The organism is Leptospira fainei serovar Hurstbridge str. BUT 6 (assembly GCF_000306235.2).
In the GTDB taxonomy this organism is placed as follows: domain Bacteria; phylum Spirochaetota; class Leptospiria; order Leptospirales; family Leptospiraceae; genus Leptospira_B; species Leptospira_B fainei.
In genome coordinates this window covers 763,988-780,417 of the sequence record NZ_AKWZ02000010.1, presented here as the reverse complement: position 1 = coordinate 780,417, position 16,430 = coordinate 763,988, and the positions used below count along the sequence as shown (strand labels likewise).

General features: G+C 42.6%; 15 protein-coding genes. 8 read left to right on the top strand and 7 right to left on the bottom strand.

The genetic code is table 11. The features are described from left to right. The first annotated feature begins 182 nt into the window (after positions 1-182). From LEP1GSC058_RS12785 to LEP1GSC058_RS12765, 5 genes are all read left to right on the top strand, one after another. Positions 183-887 (top strand): 7-carboxy-7-deazaguanine synthase QueE, encoded by a 705-nt coding sequence (locus LEP1GSC058_RS12785; protein WP_039948369.1) that lies wholly within the window; start codon positions 183-185, stop codon positions 885-887. A 2-nt stretch (positions 888-889) separates the two neighbouring features. After that, positions 890-3,727: a DEAD/DEAH box helicase gene (locus tag LEP1GSC058_RS12780; RefSeq protein ID WP_039948626.1), complete on the top strand. Its 2,838-nt coding sequence runs from the start codon at positions 890-892 to the stop codon at positions 3,725-3,727. 125 nt (positions 3,728-3,852) lie between these two features. Further along, entirely contained in the window at positions 3,853-6,258 is a 2,406-nt protein-coding gene (pheT, locus tag LEP1GSC058_RS12775; protein WP_016549774.1) for a phenylalanine--tRNA ligase subunit beta, read from the top strand. A gap of 8 nt (positions 6,259-6,266) precedes the next feature. Beyond that, positions 6,267-6,824: a gamma carbonic anhydrase family protein gene (locus LEP1GSC058_RS12770; protein ID WP_016549802.1), complete on the top strand. Its 558-nt coding sequence runs from the start codon at positions 6,267-6,269 to the stop codon at positions 6,822-6,824. 166 nt (positions 6,825-6,990) lie between these two features. Continuing rightward, a complete protein-coding gene (locus tag LEP1GSC058_RS12765; RefSeq protein ID WP_016550053.1) occupies positions 6,991-8,118 on the top strand; it encodes a bacteriohemerythrin in 1,128 nt (375 codons plus the stop codon). Here LEP1GSC058_RS12765 and LEP1GSC058_RS12760 read toward each other — a convergent pair. The 5 genes from LEP1GSC058_RS12760 to LEP1GSC058_RS12740 form a co-directional block, all read right to left on the bottom strand. Then, positions 8,115-8,744 carry an LIC_13215 family putative lipoprotein gene (locus tag LEP1GSC058_RS12760; RefSeq protein WP_016551055.1) on the bottom strand — a complete coding sequence of 210 codons (630 nt, stop codon included), beginning with the start codon at positions 8,742-8,744 and terminating at the stop codon, positions 8,115-8,117. The genes LEP1GSC058_RS12765 and LEP1GSC058_RS12760 overlap by 4 nt on opposite strands. 71 nt (positions 8,745-8,815) lie before the next feature. Then, entirely contained in the window at positions 8,816-9,214 is a 399-nt protein-coding gene (locus LEP1GSC058_RS12755) for a hypothetical protein (RefSeq protein ID WP_016549649.1), read from the bottom strand. Positions 9,215-9,379: 165 nt separating this feature from the next. Next, entirely contained in the window at positions 9,380-9,802 is a 423-nt protein-coding gene (locus LEP1GSC058_RS12750) for a hypothetical protein (protein ID WP_039948368.1), read from the bottom strand. 216 nt (positions 9,803-10,018) lie between these two features. Next, the gene (locus tag LEP1GSC058_RS12745) at positions 10,019-10,618 is read right to left on the bottom strand and encodes a cytochrome C oxidase subunit IV family protein (protein ID WP_016550002.1); all 600 of its coding nucleotides are present in this window, start codon (positions 10,616-10,618) and stop codon (positions 10,019-10,021) included. A 98-nt stretch (positions 10,619-10,716) separates the two neighbouring features. Continuing rightward, positions 10,717-11,907: a hypothetical protein gene (locus tag LEP1GSC058_RS12740; protein ID WP_039948623.1), complete on the bottom strand. Its 1,191-nt coding sequence runs from the start codon at positions 11,905-11,907 to the stop codon at positions 10,717-10,719. 86 nt (positions 11,908-11,993) lie between these two features. Here LEP1GSC058_RS12740 and LEP1GSC058_RS12735 point away from each other — a divergent pair, with 86 nt between their 5' ends. The 3 genes from LEP1GSC058_RS12735 (at position 11,994) to LEP1GSC058_RS12725 (ending at position 14,507) form a co-directional block, all read left to right on the top strand. After that, complete coding sequence (locus tag LEP1GSC058_RS12735) at positions 11,994-12,788, top strand: LIC13212 family protein (RefSeq protein ID WP_016549941.1); 795 nt, start codon at positions 11,994-11,996, stop codon at positions 12,786-12,788. A gap of 318 nt (positions 12,789-13,106) precedes the next feature. Further along, on the top strand, positions 13,107-13,904 hold the full coding sequence (locus LEP1GSC058_RS12730; RefSeq protein ID WP_232224690.1) for an ankyrin repeat domain-containing protein: 798 nt from the start codon (positions 13,107-13,109) through the stop codon (positions 13,902-13,904). A gap of 54 nt (positions 13,905-13,958) precedes the next feature. Continuing rightward, positions 13,959-14,507, top strand: coding sequence for a hypothetical protein (locus LEP1GSC058_RS12725; RefSeq protein WP_016549620.1), 549 nt, complete (start codon positions 13,959-13,961; stop codon positions 14,505-14,507). Positions 14,508-14,617: 110 nt separating this feature from the next. Here LEP1GSC058_RS12725 and LEP1GSC058_RS12720 read toward each other — a convergent pair whose 3' ends face one another. Both LEP1GSC058_RS12720 and LEP1GSC058_RS12715 read right to left on the bottom strand, forming a co-directional pair. Next, the gene (locus tag LEP1GSC058_RS12720) at positions 14,618-14,839 is read right to left on the bottom strand and encodes a hypothetical protein (protein WP_039948622.1); all 222 of its coding nucleotides are present in this window, start codon (positions 14,837-14,839) and stop codon (positions 14,618-14,620) included. Positions 14,840-14,924: 85 nt separating this feature from the next. Beyond that, positions 14,925-16,274 carry an MFS transporter gene (locus LEP1GSC058_RS12715; protein ID WP_016549420.1) on the bottom strand — a complete coding sequence of 450 codons (1,350 nt, stop codon included), beginning with the start codon at positions 16,272-16,274 and terminating at the stop codon, positions 14,925-14,927. Positions 16,275-16,430 lie beyond the last annotated feature (156 nt).

Genomic DNA, 16,430 nt, shown 5'->3' with positions numbered 1-16,430 from the left:
AGGGGGATTGACTTTTTTACATTATAGTTAGGGGTATCTCAACCTTTTTTTGGATAGGCTGATTCGTCGGGTCTTGACTTAGAATTCAAGTGAAACAGTTTGGTATTCCCGGCTAAACCTTTTTCTGCTACAATTAGGAAAGGTTAGGAAAACTGTTGTACGAACGGGCCGTCCGCTATAATATGAAATCCGTAATTCACGAAATCTATTTATCAGTTTCCGGAGAGGGCATATCTACGGGATTACCGACGATATTCGTGCGATTTGCAGGATGCTCCTTGCGATGCGGAATGACCGGTTCTAAAAAACTTTGGTGCGATACCGCATACGCACTGTCTCCAAATGCAGGACGGGAAATGAGCGTTGAAGAAGTGGTTTTCGAAATCCGAAGTCTTTCCGCTGTTTCCACTCAAGTACTTTTGACCGGTGGGGAACCTTTGGAGGCTGGGAACGGAAAGTTTTCTAAAATCCTAGCAAATCGATTGCGGGAAGAACGAAAATCTTCCGGGAATTTCCCGAGAGCAAGGGTGGAGACGAACGGAGCCGAATTGATTCAAGATCTGCCGGATATGGTTTTTACTTTAGATTATAAGCTCCCCGGATCCGGAATGGAAGATCGGATGCGGGTCGAAAACTTTGAAATCATTCGGGATAGAAATGATCCGTTGGATGAGATAAAATTCGTGGTTAGAGATCGGCAGGATTTTGAAAGAACCATCGATGTTGTGGATCGATTTCAATTGGAAGGAAACCTACTTGTGTCCCCCGTTTTTAAAGAGTTATCGCCCGAATTATTGGTGGAATGGATCAAGGAAATCGGTAAAAGCAATCTTCGTTTATCCTTGCAAACGCATAAATATATTTGGGGGGATAAGAGAGGGGTTTGAGTTTGGAGTCCACGCTACAGCTTAGCCTTGATTTTGATTCGGAATCACCTACCGGATACCGGGGCGACTCATGCTATCTTAGAAACGAGATCGATTTGGGAATCGGAAAGATAGAATCTTCCGAGGCGGGAAAATTATCCATTTTCTTTCCGAAGAAAGGAATTCGAAAATCGATTTCGGAAACTTCATCACAGCTACGGATTATCGGGGCCTATCCGACGCCGTTTTCCCAAGCGACGGGAACTCCCGAGCTTTTACATCTTTGTTTAACTGCCTTTGAATTAAAGCTTACTCATGCGTATGATAAGCTTTCCGCGCTTTCCAATTCTAGAACTAGATTACTTCCTCACCAAATCGAATCGACTTATATCGTTGTGAATTCTTTGAAGCCGCGCTTTATTCTGGCGGACGAAGTCGGTTTAGGTAAAACGATCGAGGCTGCGCTCGTTATGAAGGAGTTGATCTTTAGGCGCGGTTATAAACGGGTATTGATCGTAGCTCCTTCTCCATTATTAGTTCAGTGGCAACAGGAACTGAAGAATAAATTCAACGAAGATTTTGAAATCGTTAAAAGACGCAACTTTGTCGCTTCTGGAGAAAAAAATTGGAAGAATTTCAAGCATGTGATTACTTCCGTAGATTTTATTAAGAATCCCAAATATGCCGAAGAGATTTTAAAAACCAAGTGGGATATCGTAATTTTCGACGAGGCGCATAGACTGCGGCGAGATTATCATAAAGTCACCCGCGCTTACTTATTTGCCGAAAAAATAGCCCGCAAGTGTGAATGCTTACTTTTACTAACAGCGACTCCGTTTCGAGGAAAATTGGAAGAGCTGTACTATCTGATTCATCTTGTGGATTCCAATCTTTTAGGACCTTACAATACTTTCGTGAACGATTACGTATTGGGCAATAAGTCCGACTTAAAAGAAAAGATCTCTAAAGTTCTACTCAGAAGGAGAAAGGTCGAAGTCGGAGGTTTCACGAAGAGATTTGCAAAGACCGTTAAGATCGAACTTTCTCCTGCAGAAAGACAATTCTACGACGAAACGACCGAATACGTACGAAGAGAATATAATTTAGCGATGAGAACGCAAAACCGAGCCATCGGTTTTGTAATGATCGTCTTTCAAAAGCTGCTGGATTCCTCCGTTTTTGCGCTTCTCTCCGCACTTTCAAAACGAAAGTTCATGCTTGAGAACCGTTTGCATCATTTGAAATCGATCGAGAGCAAATTGGAGGAATGGGATTTTGACGAGACGGAAGGAGTTGAGGATTTCGTTTCCGATTTGGACGAATCCGCACCGAATGATCTAGCTAATCTCCGTCGCGAATTACTTTCGCTGAACCGTTTGATTCTTTTGGGGAAAAAAATCAAAGACGATCGAAAGACTCAAAAGCTAAAGGAAACGATCGCAAAGCTAAAGAAAGAAGGGCACCCGAAATTTATCATTTTTACCCAGTTTCGGAGTACGCAGGATTTTCTTGCCGCAAGCCTTTCCGATTATAAGGTTACTTTATTTCACGGATCGTTAAGCGCGGACGCAAAAGAGGAAGCGATTCTTGAATTTAGAAAATCCTCCGAAATTTTAATATGCACCGAAGCGGGAGGCGAAGGTCGAAATTTACAATTTGCGAATGTTTTATTTAACTACGATCTTCCTTGGAGTCCTTTAAAAATAGAACAACGAATCGGACGTATTCATCGTTTCGGCCAAAAGGATAACGTATTCATCTTCAATTTCGCCTCTAAGGACACCGTGGCCGAAAGAATATTGGAAGTGCTCTCGAATAAGATTCGATTGTTCGAAGAGTCGATCGGGAACTCTGACGAATTACTCGGCGCGATCGAGGATGAGCTGGATTTTCATTCCAATTTTATGCGCTTCGTGACGGGGAATAAGAAACTTAAAGAAGTCGAAGAGGAAATCGATCAAAGGATTAAAATCGCGAAGAAAGGCTTCGAGAAACTCGGTTCGCTGGTGACCCCGAAATTGATCGATTTTAATTTAGAGGATTATTACAAGACGACTCTGCAAGAACGATCATATACTAATTCGCACTTAGAGGAATTTTTTGTCCGTTATTCTAAGGCGTTTCCCGAGGAAGCTTCTTGTCGAGTCCAAACGGAAGGTCCACATTTGTATAAATTGGACGGCGAAATATATAAGGGTAAGAAAGCTACTTTTGATTCTGAATTAGCGCTTTCAAACGATAGTTTGGAATTTTTGGCATTCGGTCATCCGCTGATCGACAACGCCGTCCTCTCTTTTCTGAAAGACCGAAGGGGTTGGAAAACAGGATTCTACCGATCCACCGGAAGTTCACTGTACTTCGTATTTATGGTTGAGTTCAGATTTTCATTGGAAAGGAAGGAAATTTTCACGGTAGAAGTAAACCGTAGAAGCGGGAATGTGAGCGTTTTAGAAAATCTTCCGGAAGCGGTCCGCGAATCCTTGATCGCAGGTCCCGAAGAGTTTCCCGTTTCGGATTACGAGACAAACTTTATAACGGCCTGCGAAGCTTTGGACCAGGCGATGGAAGATCGTAAACGCGAACTGTATGAGCAAACGAAAGATCTCTTTCTAAAAGAAGAATATAAAATTCGAAACAGCAATCAAAATACCGTACGTCAATTGGAAGAGAAATTGATGCGACAGGAAGCCGCTTATAAATGGGAAGGAAAACCGGAAAAGAAATCGGCAATGAATCGGACGAAAAACGAGATTCAAAAAGTGAAAGAAGACTTTGAAGTTGAGCTAAGAAAGGTCCGAGTCGGGAAAGATATTCGTCATAGATTCGAATTGTTTCAGGCTTACTTTCCTTTATCACGATAATCAAGTTCCAAGATTATTGGAAATACGGGAAATAAACGTACCGGTTTCCTGCTGGACAGTCTTGTCGATTCCCGGCTTTTGTTAAAGTACTTCGTCGAAATTATCGACGCTGGGAGAGCCGAGACGTGAAATTATCCCTGGATTGGATGAACGATTATGCACCTCTGAAGGAGGTCCCGTTGGAAGAAATCCTGAAGAAAATCGCCGCATCTATTTGTGAGATCGACGGCGTTGAGGATTTTTTCCCGCATTTAGAGAAGATTGTTTTAGTCCGGATAGAATCGCTGGAAAAACATCCACAGGCCGATAAATTGCAGCTTGCGATCGTAGCGGATGGAAAAAGTAAAATTCAAATCGTTTCCGGCGCTACGAATTTGCGTGTCGGTGATTTGGTTCCGCTTGCCGTTCCCGGTGCGATACTCGACGGAAAAGAGATCAAGGACTCCGAACTTAGGGGGGTCAAAAGTTCGGGTATGCTTTGTTCCGAAAAAGAGCTTGGTCTCTCCGAAGAAGATTCGGGTGTGATGGTTCTTAGCGATCCGACTGCAAAGCCGGGTGACAATCTCCGCGAATTCCTCGGATTTAGAGATAAAATTTTCGATGTTGATAATAAATCCATCACGCATCGACCGGACCTTTGGAGCCATTTCGGTTTTGCAAGAGAACTGGCCGCCCAACTTGGACTCCCCATCAAATTCAATCCTTTGGAACAGGAATGGGAATTTACGAAGGAAGTTTCTTCACCGAAAGTTAAAGAAACGAAATACGCTCATTCTTATTTCTCAGTCGGAATTGAAGGTATTTCTATAGTCCCCTCCAAAAAACTTATTCAAGCTCGTTTAAAAAAATGCGGAATCCGAGCAATCAATAATGTCGTTGATGTTTCTAATTACCTTCTTTTAGAAGCCGGACAACCGACGCATTTTTTTGATCGAGATAAATTGCAAGGTCAAGGCGAAGTCGCTTTAGAAGTGGACTACGCAAAAGCGAAAGAATCTTTTCCACTTTTAGATGAGACTTCTCCCGAACTCGATCCTGAAATATTAATTATCCGTAATTCGGGAAAAGCGGTCGCGATCGCCGGGGTGATGGGAGGCGCAGAAACGGCAGTTTCTGCTTCGACGAAAAGTCTAATTTTAGAATCCGCAGTGTTCCCTCGGGAATTCGTTCGAAAATCGATTCGCAAAACGGGTATACGATCCGAATCCTCCGTTCGTTATGAAAAAGGGTTGGAAGCTACCACCTCCCTTCCGGTAATTAAACGTGCTCTTCAATTGTTAAGAGAAAACGGTTGTGAGACCGTTAGAGCCAGTGTTCCCGTTGGATATATTCACACTGCGGATAAAAAAGTTAATATCACGCTGAACCTCGACTTCCTGAACAAAAAGCTTGGAACCGATATCGATCGCAATACTGCCGATACGGTGTTAAAAAAACTTTCCTTTGCAACGGACTGGGATGGCGAGAAAGCGGTCGTCACGGTTCCAAAATATCGACATAACTATGATATTACCCTGCCGGAAGATCTAACGGAAGAGATCGGTAGATCCTTAGGATATGCAAGTATTCCTCGTCGTCCTCTGACGTCGGAGGTTAAACCTCCCGCAAGGAACTTGGCTAGAGAACTCGAAAGAATGTTGAAGAAGCAATTTTCTCAAGTTTTGGGATATAATGAAGTCTTTAACTACTCGTATGCCTCCGAAAGCGATAACTCAGTGGAAGAGGAGAGCAAAAATTTCGTTCGAATCAAAAATGCAATGCCCGACGATCAGGCGTTTTTACGCACTTCCTTGTATCCCTCCCTTCTAAAAAATATCCGATTAAATGCGGACCGGTTCGAGAATGTTCGAATATTCGAATTCGGTCGGACTTATAAAAAAGCTGCGGAACCTTTAAACGAATCCAAATGGTTTGCTTGGGCGGTAAGCGAAGGACGTAAATGGAATGAAAAGGATCTAGGACAACTAGAATCAGATTTCTTACAAGTACGTTCGGGGATTGAGAAGGTTCTTCGAAATTTGAATATTCGCAGTTACATTTGGAAATCGGAAGAGAAGCCTTTCTTTCATCCTAAAGCAAGTATAAGTTTGTTAATCGACGGTGAAAAGATCGGTGAACTCGGTTACGTTCATCCGGTTCTTTTGGATAAGATGGATCTAAAAAAGAGGACGATTCTCGGTAAATTCGATTTTGGGACCCTGTTAAGCGTATGGGAATCTAAAAGACAGACGAACTATTTCAAGGTGCCTTCTCATTTTCCCCAAACCGAAATCGATTTATCATTGGTGATGAACGCTTCGGAATCTACGTCCAATTTTGCCGAGTTAGTTCGGAAGGAATCATTTCCCGAATTAGAAGATTTACGGGTTACCGTAGTTTTCAGGGGAGGTAATTTGTCTGACGATCAAAAATCCGTATCTTACCGCTTCCGATTATTGAGTCAGGATAAGAACCTTACTCAAGAAAGAATTAAAGAGATAACGGATCGATTGATTGATATCGCCAAATCCGCCGGTTACCCACTTCGATAAGGATATTCATGAAGATCCACGAGACCGCATTTATTCATCCGGCTGCAACTTTAATCGGTCTCTTAGAGTTGGGACCGTACGCATCGGTTTGGCCCGGAGCAGTGCTTCGTGCCGATATGAATTCCATTCATTTAGGCGAAGGTGTAAATATTCAGGATAATACCACTCTCCATACGGACTCGACTCGGGGAATCTTTATCGACGAGTACACTTTGGTGGGCCATAATGCCATGCTCCACGGCTGCAAAATCGGTAAAGGATGTCTGATCGGTATAGGCTCCGTAATTTTGGACGAGGCCGAGATCGGCGACGGCGCAATGATTTTTGCAGGCTGCATGATTCGCGGGGGCAAGAAAATTCCTCCTCGGGCAATGGTCGTACCTAAAAACGGTGAAATAGTCATCTATCCGCGAAAAGCAAAACCGATAATGACCATCGCCGGTTGCCTCGAATATATCGAATTATCTAAGAGGTTCCTAACGAATCAATTCGGGCCATTCTCAAAAGAAGAAGAATTACATTTCGTTAAAGAAGCTGAGCAAATAGTCTCTCGCTTAGGCATATAAATTTCAATTAACCTTTATTTCCTTTTGATCCCGGATCCATTTCCTGAGTGAATTGATATTAATCAACCGCTTGGTCGACGCTCGGTGACAGCCTTCCGCTTCCCATTCTGTTAATTAACTTTACGTTGGAAAAGCAAATACCCCTTTTTGCTTAGAGGAGAAGACCGTGAAGGAAAGCACAGTCGGAAGAATTCGAACTATTTGGCAAACCTTTGACATGGCCCTAAATATTCCTGCGATCGATAAACAGCATATCTGGCTAATCGCTATGATCGTCGAACTAGAGGATGATTTGGAATCGGCCGATCCGGTCTCGATGGAAAGTAATTTTACGAGAACTTTAACTCGCGCCTTAGATTATACCATCGAACATTTCTCTCTTGAGGAGAAAGTTCTCGAAAGCATCAACTACCAAAAACTAGGTCAACACAGAATCCAACATACTCGATTTATTGCAGTTTTGAGAAGAAGGGCGAGAGAAAGAGTCACCGGCGATTATAAAAAGGCCGCTTTGAATCTTCTTAGAAATTTAAGAACCTGGTTGTTTCAGCATATTCTTTCGGAAGACCGTGCCTATCTCGATGCCGTGCAGATACATTATGATGAAATCAAAGATTGGATGAATGCTCAATTTTTGAATTCCCCTCATAGTGACGAGGTTGAGGATCTTTATAGAAGAGTGATGAGTTCCTCAGGTATGGGGAGAGAGTTCGAATTTCAAACGATCGGAGAAGATAATCTTAGAATTATTTCCGAACTTTGGTTCAGATATAAATTGAAGACCGGGATTGCTATAGTCGATATGCAGCATCTCTGGTTACTGCAACTATTGGTTAGAACCGAAAAATTACATCGTCAAAGATTAAAGCAAGAGATCAAAAACGATGTCCTAAGCGGTCGAATCAAGGAAGCTCTAACTGCCACGGTGGATTATATTAAAGAACATTTCAGTACCGAAGAGGCAATTATGAGAAAATTCAGCTTTCATGACACGAACTCGCATATCAAGCAGCACCGAGATTTTAACATAATAATAAACGATTTGATTCAAGGAAGTAGAAACGACGATACGGATGCCATATCGAAATTACTGCAGGATCTAAAGGAATGGTTGATCAGTCACATTGCAGTTGAGGACAAAAAGCTATTTTATTTCTTTCGATCACGCTTGGGAGAGGTGAACGAATATGTAAGGGAATTAAACCAGCAAGGAAAGATTCATATTTGGAAAGATGCGGTAAGCATATACAGACTTCTCGTCGAATACGAAGAGACGCCGACTCTTAAAACCTAATACGTGGAGGAATTTGTACCTTTACTTTCCTGTATTCCTTTCAAGGTAGAAAGAATTTTCGGGCCTTTTATCTTAAATTCGTCTTCGGGAGTCGATCCGGTTATGATGTATGCGTGACCGTCTTTTAGAAATATAAGTTGATAATTATGAATTTCTGTCGATTGTTCGAAATTTTCCAATAGGAACCGACCCTCGATTAAGGCGGCCTTGTGCTTTCCTATCGTCAGTCGTTGCGGTACGGAAAGCATTTCATAATTCTTATATAAGTTCGAATAGAGTGCCCCAATCGACGCGATGTAATCGTCCAGAGTCGCTTTTGAGTAACGGGGCGGAATAGGTTCGGAAACGAAGTTAATACTCGTGCGAATGCCGGGCCTAGTATATTCTTCCGAGTCGACAAGATAAAATAGAACCTTCAAATCCTTTTTTGAATTCTTTTTTGTAATAGGGGTTTGTCTTTCCTCGAATACGGATTCGCTATAAGTCCAACCTTCGTAATTAAGGATCAATCCTAATTCAGGTATTTCGACAGTCTTGGAGATTTCCGGGACCTTCTCCTTGCAAGCAAAGGATAGAATTATGATCGAAGAGCCGATAACGGTCAAATTCCGAATTTTCGATTTCATTTATAGACTTGACGTTTTCCCGGTCGCTAAACTGGATTCGATTTTTCTCGAAAGGCAAGTACTTTCCGCACTCAGACTCTTCGACGACGAAACAATAACCCGGACCATATCGAGTCGACAGCGCAGACTTTTACGTCTACTAGTCCGGTCTTAAGACCGATTTCTCGAATCTTATCCTCTTTGATATCCGTTACGACGCCGGAACTTCCCTTTGGCCAAGAAATCCAGACCATTCCTTTATCCGCTAAAAACGTTTCAAACTTGGGAAAGTACTTTTCCAGCTCTTTTACCGTTTTTGCAAAGAGATGAATGTAATCGAATTTTCCGGAAAGTTTCTTTTTAAATTTAATTCCTTCCGGCAGATCTTCCAGAAGTTTGAAAAAGTCCGCAGGTTCGCCGATCAGTATCGCTATTTGACCTTCCTTAAAACCTAATTTCTTAGCAAGAGGAGTTCCCGAATAACCGGCCATATTTTACTCCGATTGTACAAACCGATAGGCGAGACAAAAAAAGTCGATCAAGTATTTGATTATTATTGAAATGCAATCGATATTTAAACCTCGAGACGAGTTTAAAAAACGGAACGAAACTTTCATTTGGTTTATATTTTCTAGTGAAATTCAGAAACAATTATCTCATAAATTTGGGATGTATGATTTGATTAATTGAGCTAACCCTATCATACCGATCGACTTAACATACTTAATGAATGTAGGCCACGGAGGGATATTGCTCTTATATGGGTTTATGCTAGATCCAGCATATAGTCCTCCATCCATACCGGCATAAAGTCCGCCGCCAGGCCCGGTATAAAGTCCACCACCCGGTCCCGCATAAAGTCCACCGCCAGGCCCGGTATAAAGTCCACCGCCAGGCCCGGTATAAAGCCCACCACCTGGTCCGGTATACAGTCCGCCACCTGGGCCTGTATATAGCCCGCCACCCGGTCCGGCGTATGCGCCTCCACCGATGCCAGTGTAAAGTCCACCACCCGGTCCTGTATATAAACCACCTCCAGGACCGGTAAATTGATCGCGTGGCCAAGTTAGTTGTATCATGATTTATTTTTATTGGCTCCGATCGTTGAATCAGCGACGAAATACGGAGGAGATATTTCGGAAAAAAATCTCTCTTTTAATTTAAGAGCAAGATCATTTTAGAAATCGATTCGCAAATTTTACGGATATCTTCTTCTTACAAATACATAAAAAAGCCAACCTTTTTAGGGTTGGCTTCTCGAATCTTTTTAATGGTCTGCGATTACTAAGGATTTTTTAGTAAGGGAAACCGAGATAGATTTTGGAACGGGTAAAGATATCCGCCACGCAAAAACCGAATAAAAGGAGCAAGAATAGGAATCCGGATCCGAAGATGGCCCTATTCATTAGGTTATCATATTTTAAATGCATAAAGTAAGCTAAAACCAGAGAAGCTTTGATTGTTGCAACCAACATTGCAATGACAGTGTTAGCGGCCCCGAAGTCGATTCCGGCTACCCATACGGTGACGATTGTTCCGATAATCAGTGCTGCGAAAACTAAGCTATAAGTCTTAATGGAAATTAGGTGATGCTCTCCATGGCCCTCATCAGAGGTATGAGCGGCGGGGGTTGCTGCTACGGCGCCGCTCGGGTGCAATTTCGTTTTGCCTGCGTCGATCGCTTGCTGTAAGGCTTTACCTATGCGCGTGTCTTTATTCTTATCCAGATAAGACTTGAGCTTGTCTTCTTCCACGACTTGCGCGGCAAAATTGACCAGAAAGCCTGCGACCGTCGCATTAACGATGGCTCCGGCGCCGACAACAAGTCCTGTAAAAGGAATTAAAAATCCAATGCTAACGATAATGTAGAGAGCGTAGTTGAGAAACAGTTCCATCTAGTATCCTTATCCGACCCTAACGGATCTAAGGTCTTTTGCGGTCCCGTAGGGACTGGAGCCAGTCTCGGAGGTAGGGAAAGAATCACAAGTACATTTCAACTGCCGAAGGTCGCTCTCGACATTCCGGCGATTTCGTCCGCGAGTAAAAACGGATCTCGGACTTCCGTTTTCGGAATTCGAAACCAAAGAAGGACTTTCGGGTTCGGTTTGCCGGATTCGGAAAAAAAAGGGGATAGCGGGAAGATCTGCCAAGACCTATTCTTTTCCCAGTCGAAAAGCTTAGAATACGGGTCTCGTACATTTCGATTTTTATGCGAAACGAACAGCGCCAGATCTCTGTATCCGGGGAGTGAAAATTTCTTTTGAAGTTCACGAAGCACCCTACCCATCGTCCAACGAAAATTGACTTCTGAAATCTTCCGCAGACGGAGATTTGCGCCTTCCCGGTAGATAAAAGAGTCGATCGACCCAAAGCCGGAATACGTCGGCGCGAATTCTCGAAGCCGTTCGAGAATCCCTTCCATTTGATTTAAATATAATTCAGTATCCGAAACTTCGGCGATCCATGTTCCAGAATATTTTCCTTTTGAATTCGAGAGCAGTAAGGTGCTAGCTTCCAATTCAAAATCCCCTTCCTTTGCGGTAAAGAGCAGGCTGAAATCTTGAATTCTATCCACCCATGGCTCTAGAATCGACCCTGTATTCCTTGTTTTAAAAAAGTCCTTTTTGGACGGAGAACCTAAATCGACGGGCAGGACGAATTCATGCCTTCCGGAAAAACCGAAGTCCAGCTTTCGAACGTAGAGTGAAAAGTTTAGCGTCAGATTTTTTGCGTCTTGCCAAGCTTCTTCACTTTGAAAAGTCCAGGTCGGAAATTCTTCAATACCGTTATTTAGCTTCCAGATGGACTGTTGGATTTTGGAAGAAAGTCGGGAAGACTCGTCATACGATGAGGAATCCCGGGTAAAATAACCTTCGGTTGAAAGCCGGGAGATTCTTCCCCATTCTCCTAAATTAATCGGCTCGGAAATAAATTCGGGTTGAATCTGTTTTTGAAAAATGCGTACGGGTGTCGGAATAGACCATCCTTTCTTTTTCCAATAGGAATACCATGATTCTTCGGGCATCGAATGAGCTACAATATCACCGAGACTCTTTTCGGGTCCCGTCAAAACCAAAAAGCAAGATTCGACTACCGCATTCTGTCCTTCTAAGCCGATCGGAAAAATATCTCCGGTGAGTAGCTCTTCTTCAAAATAGGCATTTGGGCGGAAGATTCGTGTCATAATCCGATGTGGATCGGGGAAAAATTCCTTCTCCCGATCAAGAATAGGGTGTACTCTTTTCGATATATAAAGAGTAGGCAATCTGTATGAAAACCCGATTCTTGATTCTTTTCCTTTCTGTGCTGGTTTCTTTCCAGCTTCAGGCAGCTCCTAAAATTCTTACTATGGAAGAGAGAGAAGTGGAGCGCCAAATCGAAGCAATTCGAAAGGCAGGGTTTTCCGATATTGAAATTGATAATCTTCATGCCTCCATTGCGGAGAATATTTTCAAAATTAATAAAATCTTGCAGCTGGATACAACTAAAAAAGCTCTTCGTTACATCGGAGACGAACCTCAGGAGCTACCTCAATTCTTAAAAACCGATCGAGACAATAAACCTTATTTAGAAATCGACATGGGTTCCGGAGAATCTTTTTGGGATTTCCCAAAGACGTACTTATACAATGCAAGAATTTTCATCTACCCCGGAGGTACGCCGGAAAAATTAGATAAGATCATTATGCAGTTTAAGAGAACGAACTCCAACGGAGAAATTTTCGTTCGAGAGATGCGGCGAGTGATCAATTTGGATCCGAAAGGACCGCAGGTCAGCCAAGAAGGAAAGCGTACCCCTAACAATAATAAAGATATTAGACTGGAATATTATTCTAGTTATGATACGGAATTCATTTGGCCGGACACCCCAACTCAGCCTATTCAAGCCGGAGTGGAATCGAAATTGCACGATGAGGGGAATCCTCTTCCATATAATAAACAAAAACAGATTATTTTAACCTACAAGAAATATCTGCGAAAAGTGGATAAGAACGTCCGTTATAAACTACGCGATTTAGAGCTGAACCAAAAACGTCTCATTTCTAAAATGCTGGAATTCCAGTAAATTTTTAGAGATTTAATTTCCATCCGAAAATAGAGTCGGGGTTTACCGCATCGTCGATTCTATTTCACGGAGAATTTTCATCACTTGGCCTAATCGTATTATTACTTTTCGTTTAACAACCAACGCCTTTTAATTTTCGAAAGCCTTAACCGGTATCCTACCGAATCCTAACAAAGAATCGGGGAATATGGATTGACCGACGGCGTTGAACATAAAAGGTTTTTAATCGAAATCAAAATGAATAATCGGTTCTCAAAAAATTTCCCACATTTTCTTAGTCTCATCTCGGTTGTTTTTCTAACGAACTGTGCTTCCAGATTGGCTTCCGTTATCGAAAAGGGAAATAACGAGCAAGCCGTTAAAATGCTGGAAGCAGGAACGAATCCGAACGATTTACGAACTTGCGATACACCCCTTTATATAGCTGTGAAAAAAGGTGAATTATCGCTAGTTCAACTTCTTTTAAAAAAAGGAGCAAATCCGAATCTGCGTTCTCGGGAATGTAATTATAGGGATCTATTCGGCCAATACAAAGCCGCTAATCGGAGTCCGTTGGAAGCGGTTAAGACATTGGAGTTGGCTAAGATCATTTTGGAGGCCGGCGCGGATCCACGCTGGGGAAGCTACGAGGTTACTGATACGATAACAAATTGGACTCCGCTCTATCGAGCGATACTTGCTGAACGGTACGATATAGCTAAGTACCTGGTTGAAAAAGGTGCCAATATCAATTTATACGACGATATGAATGGAAAGCATGTTTTCCTACGATTGCTTTCGGAAAGGAAAGACTCGAGAGCGAATGCTTTGCGGAGTTTGTTACTGTCAAAAGGGGCAAAGGAATTAAGCTTTGTGACTTCGCCTAAAAAAAATATTTCGGATAGTCAGACTAGCTTATATCGGCATATTCCAACCGGAAATGTAACGATAATGACTCCGGAAATGGTTTCTTACCTAAAGGAATCTCCGAGCCATGCCGTTCCGATCACTTATTCTATCGCGGACGGGGGATATTACCATTATTCCGAGTTTGAGTGGGCGGACACCAAGCAAAACTTGCACGAGTGGCTGCTCCTAAAGCGAGCCGAATACGAGGCTTTAAAAAAGAAGAAATAAAATAATCGTTTTTCCCGCTTGCCTTTTCTAAAGAGGGAAGGTATCACTTTCCCCATGGCTCTCCATTCCGTTTTCGGTAAACTTCAATTTAAATTAGGGGAAGGCGATGTTTGTGTCCTTTCCTCACCTTACGAATTTGAACCTGCTCTTTCAAGTTTAGGAGGTCCTGTCGACCGTGCCTTACGCTCCGGAAAAAAATATCGTCTGATTCTAGCCTTTGTTCAAACGGAAGTCGAGATTCGAAACATCGCCTCGATGGTTCCAACATGCCTTGCCGAAGACGGTTTATTATGGTTGGCCTATCCTAAAAAGACTTCCAGGAAGTATAACGTCTCGATTCACAGGGATGCGGGCTGGGACCCTTTGGGGAAAGTCGGATATGAGGGTGTTCGCATGATTGCGATCGACGACGATTGGTCAGCGCTTCGATTTCGCCATTCTTCTCTGATAAAAACTCTCGATCGTGACCCGAGTTTGACTATCAGCGAAGATGGTAAAAAAAGAACGACTGCACGTAAGAAATCAACCGTTAAGAAGGCCGTCGCCAAGAAAAAAGCGCCTAAAAAGAAAGTTTTAGCTAAGAAAAAAGCCAAGAAAAAATAATAAGGAAACGGAATCGGATTATTGCGTTCGGCTCTATGACGTTGCTTGAAGAAGGCGGTTTTAGAATTCGGTGAGTTAGATTGGAACTCGAGAGAGTCGTAAGAATTCGCTTATAATCCTGAATCGCGTCTGACAATCAGATCGCTGATCACTTTTTCGTCCGTCAGGTATTTTCTGTTCAGATAAGAAATTGCGTAATTTAGGAATTTCGGGACTTCCTTACCCGCCTCGAGTAGGTCCAGTTTCGTTTGAGTGAGTTCATCCATGGTAACCAAAGCCAATCGTCTTTGGCTTTGGTGGGATTCGAATTCATCTTCTGTCTGAAATTCGATTCCTGCCATATGGGAAATATAACACGATTCGAAATTTCTGGCAAGCGAGTACTGGAAGGATTTCCAGGCTTAAAGAATTTCCGAATTAATGATGCGGATGTCGTTTATCATATTCATCCGACTTTTTAATTCCTCTTTCCTCGTTCACGAATAGATTTACTAGTAGTGCTATCAGAAAGAAAACGCTTACTGCCAGGAATGCGTTCCGTAGAGATAGTAGAGTCTGCAAAACGCTTATCGCCACTAGCCCGAATGCCGCTGCCACTTTACCTGAGAGTCCCCATAAGCCGTAAAATTCGCCGGATTTTGATTCTGGGGAAAAAATTCCCACAATGGCTCTGCTTGCGGATTGCGTCGAACCTAAACCGGTACCAGCCAAAATCGTAATTCCCACGAACGTCCATTGAACCGATGCATGAATACCGAAAGAGTTAATTGTTGCCGCAACTTCTCTGACCCAATAGATCAGCAATAGACAAACGATCCAAAGAACCAAAGTAATATTAAATGTTTTTAATGCACCAATCTTATCCTGGATAAAACCGAACAAGACCGCACCGACGGCCGCAAATAATTGAATGAAAAGAAACATCGCAATTCTATGCTCTTTTTCCATCTGGATTTCCTGGGTTCCGTAGATGAACGCAAAACTGATAACTACGCCTAACGCTGCCATTGCAAAAAAGAGGGAAACCAGATATATGGCCATATCTCTGAAGTGTTGAATATCTTTAATAGTACTTTGTACTCGGTCAAATCCGATCTTTAAATAGCTGACTCCTTCAGGTTTTGGGCTTCCTGTGGAATATTCCTTTAGAAGTAAGAAAGTCGGAATTCCAGCCATTAAAAAGAAGAAGGCGGTATACGGACCCACTAATCGCATATTATCATAGTTGGACGGGATCGGCTCCCCTAAGGTGTCGACAAGGGCGACGGCGGCAATTCCTCCGAAATAACCGATTCCCCAAGCGTATCCTGAAATTTTTCCCAGCTCGTCTTTAGGACCGAGAAAAGGAAGAAAGCTTGAAGTGAAATTTTCTCCTGAGGCGAAAAAGAAATTTGAAAGAATTATTAATAGAAAGGCCAATCCAAATTGACCGGGCGAGACCACGAACCAAAGAGCAGCCGTAGTAATCACACAAAGAATGTAGCTCCAAAATAAGAATGCTTTTTTCTTCGCGGAATAATCAGTTACCGCTCCGAAAATCGGTCCGGTTATGACCACAATCAGATAGGAAAACGCCAATGCGAGACCCCAAAGAAAATTTCCCGTTTCATAAGGATTATCCGAATTTGCCGAAGGTGGAACGATTAGTTGGCTGAAAACCACTCCGTAGGTAACGCTTATAATTACCGTTGTATAACTGGAGTTGGCAAAATCGAACATGCACCAACCCAAGATTTCTCTCATGGGGGCGCGTTTGGTAACATGCATATTCGGATTGATGTCCTTTGATGGAAATTTCAAAGGAAAATATGTGCTAAAACATCTCTGTCAACGAGAAATATTTTGCAAAAAATTCTCTTGCATGAAGTTGTTTCATCGGTAGTTTTGAAAGAAGCCTTCCATTTTGGAGTCCAATATTTAAAC